The organism is Streptococcus suis, assembly GCF_016743335.1.
Lineage (GTDB): Bacteria > Bacillota > Bacilli > Lactobacillales > Streptococcaceae > Streptococcus > Streptococcus suis_Y.
This window is the reverse complement of the sequence record NZ_WCJE01000027.1, coordinates 19353-31426: the sequence shown is the minus strand read 5'-3', so window position 1 is coordinate 31426 and position 12074 is coordinate 19353. Positions and strand designations below refer to the sequence as shown.

The 12074-nt window shown below is 41.3% G+C and carries 12 protein-coding genes and 1 pseudogene; 7 read left to right on the top strand and 6 right to left on the bottom strand.

Annotated features, from left to right (window positions below; all coding sequences use genetic code 11):
• Positions 1-105: 105 nt before the first annotated feature.
• The 5 genes and pseudogenes from F9856_RS08330 (at position 106) to thrS (ending at position 5559) form a co-directional block, all read left to right on the top strand.
• A complete protein-coding gene (locus F9856_RS08330; protein WP_202106327.1) occupies positions 106-1104 on the top strand; it encodes a glycosyltransferase family 4 protein in 999 nt (332 codons plus the stop codon).
• The gene (locus F9856_RS08325; protein WP_024398909.1) at positions 1105-2418 is read left to right on the top strand and encodes a glycosyltransferase family 4 protein; all 1314 of its coding nucleotides are present in this window, start codon (positions 1105-1107) and stop codon (positions 2416-2418) included. It abuts the gene before it with no gap.
• Between the two features lie 13 nt (positions 2419-2431).
• Complete coding sequence (locus tag F9856_RS08320) at positions 2432-2806, top strand: hypothetical protein (protein ID WP_044765526.1); 375 nt, start codon at positions 2432-2434, stop codon at positions 2804-2806.
• Positions 2807-3077: 271 nt separating this feature from the next.
• Positions 3078-3449, top strand: a pseudogene (locus F9856_RS12190) (hypothetical protein); the annotation flags it as partial.
• Positions 3450-3603: 154 nt separating this feature from the next.
• A complete protein-coding gene (gene thrS / locus F9856_RS08310) occupies positions 3604-5559 on the top strand; it encodes a threonine--tRNA ligase (protein ID WP_202106325.1) in 1956 nt (651 codons plus the stop codon).
• Positions 5560-5641: 82 nt separating this feature from the next.
• Here thrS and F9856_RS08305 read toward each other — a convergent pair whose 3' ends face one another.
• From F9856_RS08305 to F9856_RS08280, 6 genes are all read right to left on the bottom strand, one after another.
• Positions 5642-6436: an acyltransferase family protein gene (locus F9856_RS08305; RefSeq protein WP_202106324.1), complete on the bottom strand. Its 795-nt coding sequence runs from the start codon at positions 6434-6436 to the stop codon at positions 5642-5644.
• Positions 6408-6707: an acyltransferase family protein gene (locus tag F9856_RS12295; RefSeq protein ID WP_202106323.1), complete on the bottom strand. Its 300-nt coding sequence runs from the start codon at positions 6705-6707 to the stop codon at positions 6408-6410. Before F9856_RS12295 ends, F9856_RS08305 begins: the two co-directional genes overlap by 29 nt.
• 122 nt (positions 6708-6829) lie before the next feature.
• Positions 6830-7489 carry an amino acid ABC transporter permease gene (locus F9856_RS08295; protein WP_202106322.1) on the bottom strand — a complete coding sequence of 220 codons (660 nt, stop codon included), beginning with the start codon at positions 7487-7489 and terminating at the stop codon, positions 6830-6832.
• Between the two features lie 14 nt (positions 7490-7503).
• Positions 7504-8202 (bottom strand): amino acid ABC transporter permease, encoded by a 699-nt coding sequence (locus F9856_RS08290; protein WP_105202146.1) that lies wholly within the window; start codon positions 8200-8202, stop codon positions 7504-7506.
• Between the two features lie 14 nt (positions 8203-8216).
• Positions 8217-9056: a transporter substrate-binding domain-containing protein gene (locus F9856_RS08285; protein ID WP_202106321.1), complete on the bottom strand. Its 840-nt coding sequence runs from the start codon at positions 9054-9056 to the stop codon at positions 8217-8219.
• A 10-nt stretch (positions 9057-9066) separates the two neighbouring features.
• Positions 9067-9828, bottom strand: coding sequence for an amino acid ABC transporter ATP-binding protein (locus F9856_RS08280; RefSeq protein ID WP_202106320.1), 762 nt, complete (start codon positions 9826-9828; stop codon positions 9067-9069).
• A gap of 193 nt (positions 9829-10021) precedes the next feature.
• Here F9856_RS08280 and yycF point away from each other — a divergent pair, with 193 nt between their 5' ends.
• Together yycF and vicK are read left to right on the top strand one after the other, a co-directional pair.
• On the top strand, positions 10022-10726 hold the full coding sequence (gene yycF, locus F9856_RS08275) for a response regulator YycF (RefSeq protein ID WP_004298854.1): 705 nt from the start codon (positions 10022-10024) through the stop codon (positions 10724-10726).
• Entirely contained in the window at positions 10719-12068 is a 1350-nt protein-coding gene (gene vicK, locus F9856_RS08270) for a cell wall metabolism sensor histidine kinase VicK (protein ID WP_024379730.1), read from the top strand. Before yycF ends, vicK begins: the two co-directional genes overlap by 8 nt.
• The last annotated feature ends 6 nt before the right edge of the window (positions 12069-12074 follow it).

Below are 12074 nucleotides of genomic sequence, written 5' to 3'. Positions count from 1 at the left end.
GTGTAATCCTATATTTAGGATTATATTCTTTTGTATTGGCTTTAATTGATACAAAAAATACAGTTTAAAATATGAAAAAATGTAAAAAAGGGCTATAATGGTATTATGAAAGTACTATTGTATTTAGAAGGTAAAACTGTTTTAGAGAAATCAGGAATTGGCCGGGCACTTCAACACCAGATGGAAGCGCTAGATATGGCAGGCATTCCTTATACGACAGACCTGTTGGGAGATTACGATGTCATTCATATCAATACCTATGGTCCACGCTCCTGGTTATTGCTACATGCAGCCAAACGGAGTGGAAAAAAGGTAATCATGCATGGACATTCCACGAAGGAAGATTTTCAAAATTCCTTTATCGGTTCGAATACCCTAGCTCCTTTTGTGGGGAAATATCTAGCAAGCATGTACCAAAAGGCAGACTTTGTCATCACTCCTTCAGAGTATTCAAGAAAACTCATCCAGTCTTACGGTGTGACAACGCCAATTATAGCCGTTTCGAATGGTATTGATTTAGATAAATATAAGAAGGATGAACGTAAGGAAGCAGTCTTTCGAGAGCATTTTAAAATTGAAGAAGGTCAGCCAGTTGTTGTCTGTGCAGGACTTTACTTCCGACGTAAAGGAATTGAAGACTTTGTCAAGGTAGCCGAAAAGATGCCGCATGTCCGCTTCATTTGGCTCGGTTCAATCAATAAGTGGCTGATTCCGTCATATATTAGAAAAATTGTTGAGGGAGATCATCCAGCGAATGTCGAGTTTCCAGGTTATTTTAAAGGTGCTGTTTTTCAAGGTGCAATGAGCGGAGCGGATGCCTTTTTCTTCCCATCGTATGAGGAAACAGAAGGGATTGTTGTTCTGGAAGCTCTTGCTAGTCATCAGCATGTAGTTCTAAGAGATATTCCAGTTTACGATGGTTGGATTGACGAAAACGTTGCCGAATTGGGACATACAGTGGATGATTTTGTCGATTCTATTCAGAAAATCTTAGACAAGCAGGTTGATAAACGTGAGGCGGGCTACCAGGTTGCGGTTAGTCGCTCGATTGATAATGTTTCCCACCAATTGGTGGATGCCTATCGACAAGTATTGGAGATGTAAATGCGGATTGGATTGTTTACGGATACCTATTTTCCACAGGTTTCAGGAGTCGCGACTTCGATTCGGACTCTTAAGACAGAGTTGGAAAAATTGGGACATACGGTATTTATTTTTACGACGACAGATGAGGATGTGAATCGCTACGAAGATTGGGACATTATCCGAATTCCTAGCGTACCTTTTTTTGCCTTTAAAGATCGTCGAGTGGCCTACGCAGGTTTTACAGATGCCTTAAAAATTGCAAGTCGCTATAAACTAGATATTATTCATACACATACAGAATTTTCTTTGGGGATTTTGGGGAAAATGATTGCCAAGGAACTTGATATTCCGGTGGTACATACTTATCACACCCAGTATGAAGACTACGTACACTATATTGCCAAGGGTAGGATTATTCGTCCCGGGATGGTTAAATATTTAGTACGGGCATTTTTAAAAGATTTGGATGGGGTAATTTGCCCCAGTGAGATCGTTGAAGATCTTTTAATGAGTTACAATGTTCCGATTTCTAAACGAGTAATTCCGACAGGAATTGACTTGGCAAAGTTTGATAGACCAGAAATTGGCAAGGATGAAACAGATGAGTTGCGGGAACAGCTAGGAATTGCTAGTGATGAAACGATGTTGTTAAGTCTGTCTAGGATTTCTCACGAGAAGAATATCCAAGCAATCGTTCAGGCAATGCCAAAAATTTTGCTGGAAAATCCAAAGGTGAAGTTGGTCATTGTCGGAGGTGGACCTTATACAGATGATCTTCAGGAAATGATAGCGGAGCTTAATCTAGATGAACATGTCCAGTTGACGGGAATGATTGCACCAAGTGATACAGCACTTTATTATAAAGCTGCGGATTTCTTTATTTCTGCTTCGACCAGTGAAACACAGGGACTAACTTTCTTAGAAAGCTTAGCTTCTGGAACTCCTATTTTGGCACATAGCAATCCCTATTTAAAAAATGTTATAACAGATAAGATGTTTGGGACGCTCTTCATTCGAGAACAGGAGTTGGCAGATGCCGTTGTTGAGGCGATTGTTGCTACGCCACCAATGAATCCGTATGTGCTTGATAAGAAGCTCTATGAGATTTCTTCTACGAATTTTGGACGCAAGGTTTTTGAATATTATCTAGATTTGAAGATTTCGTATGATTTTAGAAAAGAACATACTAATCAAGATAGCGTAGCAGAAGCATTGATAAAAGAGGCTATTTGCCTACCGCAAAAAGTAGTAGTTAAATCAACAGACACGACAGCAAAAATATTGAAAAAATCAGTCGAACAAGTAAAATCAATTCGAAATTTCTTTGATTAGTTAGGTGTTGAAAATGGAAAAGAGACAGAAAACTAGTTGGAAAGTCTTCATTCCAGCGATAATTGTGATTTTATTTATGTATGCAGGAATGTATTTGATAGCATTTCATTTAGTCAGTGATACTATGGTTTCTAAGGGCCTTGTAGTTGGAAATATTCTAATTTACACCCCGGTAGTATTATTTTTTCTGGGACTAGTTTACGGACTGTTCAAGGGCTTTTCTATTTGGCTTTTGATACTGGTTTTTCTGCTCTATCCTGTAACAATTTTTTTCTTTCAAGAGTGGATTCTACTTTATCAATTGGCCTATACTTTTTGTGCCCTCATCGGAAATGGGTTAGGAGCTCTGCTGTTTTCCTTAAGAAAGAAAATGATGAAAAATCCTTGATATATCGGAAAATCCTTGTTATAATAGCTTTTAGAGACTTATCAATTCTAGGAAATCTTTGAGAGAGTGTGCGGTTGGTGCAAGCACATAGAGGATAGGATTGACACTACTCGGTATGATTTTATGCAAACATAAAAGGGTGGTTCCCTTATCGCCAATCTGAGGTGGTCAGGCTTTTTTGCGTGACTGCGAATGAAGGTGGAACCACGTTACGACGTCCTTTTGCGAGGGCGTCGTGTTTTCTTTTGAAGGAGGAATGATGCTGCCTGATGATTTATTAAAACGGTGTCAAGATGTGCGTCATGCTTACAGAGAGTTGGAACTCAAGCACCATGAGAAAGAGTGGTCCATTGAGGAGTGAAACAGTCTGGGGATAGACTGTTTCAGCTCAACAACTTAAAATAAAGATTTGTTGACCAACTCTTTTCTATTTGTTGAGTTCTTTCTCGCTCCCAACATGAACCGTCTGATTATGACCAAGCAGGGGCGTTACTATGATGAAACGCCCTATACCTTGGAGCATAAATTGGCTGAAAATATCTGGTGGTTGATTGAACTGGCTGACCGCCTGGATATTGATATTCAAAAAGAAATGGAAACCTTTTTAGCTCAAAAAGAAGAGTTATTGGGGATTAAAAAATAAATAAAAAATAGAAAGGACTAGGGTCTCCGTATTTGGTTGAACTGAATACGGGCTACGGACTTTGCCAAAAAGATAAACGAGAACTGGACGCTTGCGTCGTCGTTCTGTTTCCTATTTTGTCTGTGTCCGCTTAACGCCCTTTATATCTTATATTATGATTAACATTACTTTCCCAGATGGTGCTGTTCGTGAGTACCAAGCTGGTGTGACAACTTTTGAAATTGCGGAGAGCATCAGTAAGTCTTTGGCGAAAAAGGCGCTTGCTGGTAAGTTCAATGGTAAACTGATTGACACCACTCGTGCTATTGAAGAGGATGGCACGCTTGAAATCGTAACGCCTGACCACGAGGATGCCTTGGACATCTTGCGTCACTCAGCGGCGCATCTCTTTGCTCAAGCGGCTCGTCGTCATTTTCCAAATATTAAGCTAGGGGTTGGTCCAGCTATTCAGGATGGTTTCTACTATGATACGGACAATGCTGCTGGTCAGATTTCAAATGAAGACCTGCCACGCATTCAGGAAGAAATGATGAAGATTGTCAAGGAAAACTTCCCTTCTGAACGCCGTGAGGTGACTAAGGAAGAAGCTCTTGAAATCTTCAAAAATGATCCATACAAGTTGGAATTGATTCATGAACATTCTGACGACGAAGGCGGTTTGACCATCTATACTCAGGGCGAATACGTTGACCTCTGCCGTGGCCCACACGTTCCGTCAACAGGTCGTATCCAGATTTTTGAATTGCTCAATGTGGCTGGTGCTTACTGGCGTGGTAAGAGCGAAAATCCAATGATGCAACGTGTCTATGGTACGGCTTGGTTTGACAAGAAAGACCTCAAGGCGTACCTTCAAATGCGTGAAGAGGCAAAAGAACGTGACCACCGTAAACTTGGTAAGGAATTGGATCTCTTCATGATCAGCCAAGAAGTTGGTCAAGGTTTGCCATTCTGGTTGCCAAATGGTGCAACTATCCGTCGTACCTTGGAGCGTTACATCACAGACAAGGAATTGGCTTCTGGTTACCAGCACGTTTATACGCCACCGTTGGCTTCTGTTGAACTCTATAAGACTTCGGGTCACTGGGAGCACTACTCAGAAGATATGTTCCCAACTATGGACATGGGTGACGGTGAGGAGTTTGTGCTTCGTCCAATGAACTGTCCGCACCACATTCAAGTTTACAAAAACCATGTGCGTTCTTACCGTGAATTGCCAGTGCGTATCGCCGAGCTTGGTATGATGCACCGCTATGAAAAATCTGGCGCATTGACTGGTTTGCAACGGGTGCGTGAGATGACCCTCAACGACGGTCATATCTTTGTCACACCTGAGCAAATTCAAGAAGAGTTTAAAAAAGCTCTCCAGTTGATTATCGATGTGTACGCAGATTTCAACCTAAACGACTACCGTTTCCGCCTGTCTTATCGTGATCCAGAGGACAAAGAGAAGTATTACGATAACGATGAGATGTGGGAAAATGCCCAGCGTATGTTGAAGGGTGCCATGGATGAAATGGGCGTGGACTATTTTGAAGCAGAGGGTGAAGCGGCCTTCTACGGTCCGAAATTGGATATCCAAGTGAAAACTGCCCTTGGTAACGAGGAAACCCTGTCAACCATTCAGTTGGACTTCCTCTTGCCAGAACGCTTTGGTCTGACCTACATTGGTGCTGACGGTGAGGAGCACCGCCCAGTCATGATTCACCGTGGTGTTATCTCGACTATGGAACGCTTCACAGCCATCTTGATTGAAACCTACAAGGGTGCCTTCCCAACCTGGTTGGCTCCAACCCAAGTGACTATGATTCCGATCTCTGTGGAAGCTCACTTGGACTACGCTTGGAAGGTTGCTAAGGAATTGCAAGACCGTGGCGTTCGCGTACACGTAGATGAGCGGAACGAGAAGATGCAATACAAGATCCGTCAGAGCCAGACCAGCAAGATTCCATACCAGCTCATCGTCGGTGATAAGGAAATGGAAGACAATGCTGTCAACGTCCGTCGTTACGGAAGCAAGGCAACACAAACTCAATCTGTTACAGAATTTGTGGACCATATCCTAGCAGATATTGCCCGTAAGTCAAGACCTGCTGAAGCAGCTGAAGAATAATCATAAGGAGAAGTCCGAAAGGGCTTCTTTTTTTGACAGCAAAAACTCCCAACCAATTGGCTGGGAGTGCTAGTATCACTTATTAGTTACTTTTCTTTTTAGGGTAGGCAATCACCTTCCCTTGAAATACTTTATCCAGTATAGGAATTCTTTTTACAATCATCAAGACTAGGGAATTGATGATAAGAAGTAATCCAAAACTTATGAGCAGCAGCAGAGGTGTAGAAAAATCTATAAAATATTTCTTTATGAAAAGAGTAATAATTGTCAGGATGTAGGTATGTACCAGATAGAAGTAAAGTGAATACTGGCCAAACCAAGCTATAATAGAGGGTAATCTTCTTTCCAGAGTGATTATGATAGAAACAATCAGGTAGGTCATAGCTAGTCCGTTTGCATATCGTAGGAAGGTATGAAATGGCAGGTGCTGACTTGGGTAGGTTTGGTAGGACTGTAAATAGATGAGATAGAAGACGGTGACCAGACCGGCTAAACTGTGAAAAACGGCCTGTCTAACCATTTTCTTGTGAATTTCTTTCTTGGCAAAATAAATACCTAAAAAATAAAATAGTGGTAAAGAAGTCAGGTGTTGTAACCCAATTGGTAACTGACTGATATTTAATGGACCACCCCATAGGACAGCAAATAGTGTAAAAAGACCAATGCAAATCAGTGAAACTGGTTCTGTTAGTTGCAACCGATGGAGAATAAGAGTTGCGGAGGCCATAAGGATTAAAAACCAAATATACCACATAGATGTATCTGGCAGGAGAAAATTAGAAACGAGGTGACTAGGTTGTATTTTATCAACAGTGTAACTTGAAAAGAGGATTTTGCTAATTACAATACTACTGCCAAAGACTGCGTATATTTGCAATAGCCGATATATATATATATATATATATATATATATATATATATATATAAGTATTATTTCTAGGTTTTGGTTTTAGGTAAAAATGATAGAAACTAAAGCCACTGACAAATACAAAAAATGGCATAAGGAAAGAGTGTAGCCAGGCTTCTAGTCGCCAAAGAGGGATATCGGTATATGGAAGAGCGTTTCGGATATAACCGACTGTATGCAGAAATAAGACAGCTAAAATTCCAAAACCTTTCAGCTGGTCAATATAGATGAGTCGTTTCATAAGTTTCTCCTTTATTTAACTCTAAACTATTTGGGAACAGAGGCATTTCCAAAATGGTTTGAGTACATTTTCTTTGATTATATCATAAAACCAGCTTTCTCGAGAAAACTGGTTCAGATTATTTACTCTATACTGCTCGCCCAAGACTTGGCCACATAACGTGACAGGCTTGAAATGGCAAAGTTGATGCTAAAGTAAATCAAGGCGACCATGATGTAGAGTGCAAAGACTTGTTCTGCTTCAAAGTAACGTCCCATAAGGATTTGACTCGCACCAAAGAGTTCTTGAAGAGCGATAACGGAGTAGAGGAAACTAGTGTCCTTGATGACCGTTACAATCTGCGAGATAATAGCCGGTAACATCTTGCGAATGGCCTGTGGCATGATGATATAAACCATGATTTGTACTGGGGTAAAACCCTGTGACAAGCCAGCTTCGGTCTGGCCCGGTCCGATGGCGTTGAGACCACCACGGATAATCTCGGCCATGGCTGCCGTGGTAAAAATAGTAAAAGCAGTAATACCAGCAGGCGTTGACTTCATTTGGAAGACCAAGAAAACGGTGAAAATCCAAAGCAAGTTTGGCACGTTACGCACAAATTCGATATAGATGGTTGCAATCCACTTGAAAATTGGATTTTTTCCATTTCGCATGATGGCGAGAATCATTCCGAAAAGAATGGACAGGATTACCGAAATGCTTGAGATATAGAGAGTGAGTTTCAAGCCGTTCCACAAGAGTTGGAAGGTTGAAGGTTTGAGTAATTCTAAAACATAATTCATCGTTCAACCTCCTTCTAGTGTGAAAAAGCTGACTTATTCTTTTCTTCAATGCGACGTCCCCAGCTTGCAACAGGGAAGCACATGATGAAGTAAAGGAAAGCAGCACCAGCAAAGGCTGGGATGTAGTTGGCATTCATGGCAGACCAAGATTTTGTCATAAACATAATATCAGCTCCTGAGATGATGGCAACAGTGGCAGTATTCTTAATCAAGTTCACGACTTGGTTGGTCAAAGGTGGCAGAATGGTCGGAATGGCCTGTGGTAAAATGATGATTCGCATGGTTTCAGACTGAGTAAATCCTTGTGAAAGTGCGGCTTCAGTTTGCCCAGTAGGCACAGCCTCAATCCCTGCACGAATGACCTCTGCGATATAGGCACCGTGATAGAGTCCGACGCAGATAACAGCTGTCCAGTAGATGGACGGCATGAGAACATAGTTTGAAATCAGTGGAAGTCCATAATAAACAATCATGAATTGAACCAAAAGCGGTGTATTTTGATAGTATTCAACATAGACACGTGCGATGATTTTAAAAACTTTATTTTTACTTGAAGAGAGACTACCAAAGACAATTCCTAAAAACATGGCCATGATAAAGGCTCCAACAGAAATGGCTAAGGTAAAGAGAAAACCTTGGAAAAAGGTTGGAAAATCCTTGAAATAACTGACCCAATTCTCCCAAGCGTAAGGACTAGTTGTTAAAACTGTCATATTGTTTCACCTTTCTATTCGTCAGTTTCTGTGACTGGTTTGAGACCATTGGCATCATAGATGCTTTGTAGGCTACCATCGGCAGTCCATTTTTCTACGAGACTATTTAAGTAGTCGTTAAGGTCTTTGTTAGATAATTTAGTAACAATTCCATAGTCAGAAGCTGAGAAGCTAAAGTCCATGAGTTCAGATTTCGAACTGATATACCCAGAAAGGATAGATTGGTCTACAGAAAATGCGTCTGTACGGTGAGCACGTAGCGAGACAGAGAGTTCTGGATAAGACCCAAGCTCTGCAAAATTGACAGAGATACCATATTTGTCTGCTAGTTCAGAGATGAGGGTACGTGTAATGGAACCCTGAGCTACACCGATTGTCTTTCCATCCAGGTCGGTAAATGTCTTAATTCCACTATCCTTATTGACCAAGAAGCCAACGGCATCTGTGTAGTAAGGAGTTGTGAAATTGTAGAGCAATTTACGTTCTTCGGTTATGGTGAAGGTTGCGATGACCATATCCACTTGACCGTTATCAAGAAGTGGTCCGCGAGTTTGTGCTGTAACGGGAGTAAATTCGATATCTACACCTAATTCATCTGCAATTTTACGAGCAATGTCAATCTCCATTCCCTCAAATTCACCAGTATCAGGGTTCTTGTAGCCAAAGTTTGGGACGTCCTGTTTCACTCCGACGCGGAGCACGCCTCTATCGATGATAGTTTGAACTTGATCACTATTGGTAATGGATGCGGGTGTTTCTGTTTGAGCTACTGGTTGTTTTGCGAAAACGAGAAGAATAAGTCCAAAGACCAATAATCTAATTGCAAAGAAAATGTTGATTTTTTTCTTATCCATAGACTTCCTCCTAGAGTTTTACTTTGTCAGATTCGTGGTTGATAATCTTGCTGAGGAATTGTTGAGCACGAGGCTCTGTCGGATTGTCAAAGAAGCCATTCACATCTGTTGTATCAACTAAAACTTCTCCCTCAGCCATGAAGATGATGCGATCAGCTACTTCACGGGCAAAGCCCATTTCGTGTGTTACGACAATCATGTTCATCCCGTCACGTGCCAATTTTTGCATAACTGCAAGTACATCGCCAATAGTTTCTGGGTCCAAAGCAGATGTTGGTTCATCGAAGAGTAGAAGCTCAGGTTTCATAGCTAAGCCGCGAGCGATGGCAACACGTTGTTTTTGGCCTCCGGATAGCATAGCAGGGTAGGAATCCTTCCGATCCCAGAGGTTAACAAACTCAAGATATTTTTGAGCGGTTTTTTCAGCCGTAGCTTTATCGATTCCCAAAACCTTAATAGGTGCCAAGGTAACATTTTCTAACACGGTTTTGTGTGGGTAAAGGTTAAAATGCTGGAAAACCATGCCAACTTCTTTGCGAAGTGATACGAGCTCTTTGATAGAAGTAGAGGAAATATCATGTCCATTGACGATGAGCGTTCCTTCATCAATTGCCTCTAAACTGTTAATCGTGCGAATGAGAGTAGATTTTCCGGATCCGGAAGGTCCAAGGAGAACGACAACCTGTCCAGGTTCGAATTCCAAGTTGATATTGCGTAGGGCGTGGTAGTCGCCATAGTATTTGTTGACATCTTTAAATTCTACTAAAGCCATAAAATTCTCCTTGCATAGTGTTTTTTAGGTATTCCCATCTTAGCATTGCCTATATACAATGTCAAGTAAATTCTGACAATTTAATGTGTCGTATGTTACAAAATGTGACATAGCTGTGTCAGATGGTTTTGAAATATGAATTTTTTAGGTAAGTTTGATATAATAGAAGAAATAAAGCAAAGGTAAGATACTAATGAAAAAAATATTAATTGTAGATGATGAAAAACCAATCTCAGATATTATTAAGTTTAATATGACGCGTGAGGGATATGAAGTTGTGACAGCTTTCGATGGACGTGAAGCCTTGGAAGTATTTGAGGCTGAGTTTCCTGACATTGTCATTTTGGACTTGATGCTGCCAGAATTGGACGGACTAGAGGTTGCTCGAACGATTCGTAAGACCAGCAATGTTCCAATCTTGATGTTATCTGCTAAAGATAGCGAATTTGATAAGGTTATCGGGCTTGAAATCGGGGCGGATGATTATGTGACCAAACCCTTCTCTAATCGCGAATTACAGGCGCGTGTTAAGGCTCTTCTTCGTCGTAGTGAATTGGCAGAGACGCAGACAAATATTGAGTCAACAGGAACTCCAGAGTTGGTGATTGGCGATTTGGTCATTCTGCCTGATGCGTTTGTCGCTAAGAAGCATGGCAAAGAGCTGGAGCTGACCCATCGTGAGTTTGAATTGCTCCACCATCTGGCCAAACACTTAGGTCAGGTTATGACTCGAGAACATCTATTGGAAACAGTTTGGGGTTATGATTACTTTGGTGATGTCCGCACGGTGGATGTAACGATTCGTCGTCTGCGTGAGAAAATTGAAGATACACCAAGCCGACCAGAATACATTCTTACTCGTCGCGGAGTGGGATATTTTATAAAAGGAAATGATTAATCAATTACGTTATTTAATGACCACGGCAGAATTTTGGTTTGTTGTCATTTTGATTGGCTTTCTAATTGCTCTGACGGTCCTTTTGATTGAAAACTATCGGGATAATAAGCAAATTAAACAACTCAATCAAAAGGTCAATGCCTTAATTGAGGGGAATTATGCAGATGTGTTAGACATGAGGGGAAGTCCTGAAATCACAGACATGGCGAATTCCCTCAATGATCTGTCCGAGGTCATCCGCTTAACTCATGATAATTTAGAACAAGAAAAGACGCGTCTGACGTCCATCCTGTCCTATATGAGTGACGGTGTTATTGCTACAGACCGTATCGGACGGATTATCATGATTAACGATATGGCCCAGAAACAGTTGGGGTTATCTAACCCAAAGCAGGAGCAGTATCACCTGCTCGAGGTTTTAGATTTATCAGACCGTTATACATTGAGAGATTTGTTGGCTCAGACACCTGAGATTGTGATTGATCACACCAATGAAAACGAAGAATTTTTGACTTTACGTGCTAATTTTGCCACGATTCGTAGTGAGAGTGGTCTGATTTCTGGCCTGGTTGTCGTCTTGCATGATATGACCGAGCAGGCCAAGGAAGAACGGGAACGTAGGCTGTTTGTGTCAAATGTGAGTCATGAATTACGTACGCCGTTGACTTCCGTTAAATCCTATCTAGAGGCTCTGGATGAGGGAGCGCTGACGGAGTCTGTTGCACCGAGTTTTGTCAAGGTATCCTTAGATGAGACCAACCGCATGATGCGGATGATTACAGACCTCCTAAGCTTATCCCGTATTGATAATCAAGTTGGTCAGATAGATGTCGAACTGATAAACTTTACTGCTTTTGTGACCTTTATTCTTAACCGTTTTGACCAAATGAAAAATGCTGATTCTGATAAGGTCTATACGATTGTTCGTGACTATCAAATCAGTCCTATTTGGGTTGAGATTGATACAGATAAGATGACTCAGGTTTTAGATAATATCTTAAATAATGCCATTAAATATTCGCCAGACGGCGGGACAATTACCTTCAGCATGAAGACCACAGATAGCCAGTTGATTGTATCCGTATCAGACGAAGGTCTGGGGATTCCGAAAGCAGATTTGCCTAGAATTTTTGACCGATTTTATCGCGTGGACAAGGCACGATCTCGTGCCCAAGGTGGTACAGGTCTTGGTTTAGCTATTGCAAAAGAAATCGTGAAACAACATAAGGGCTTTATCTGGGCTAAAAGCGAATATGGTCATGGCTCAACGTTTACAATTGTCTTGCCGTACAGCAAGGACATCGCACTAGATGAGTGGGATGATTCAGATGAGGAAGAATAGGAGAAT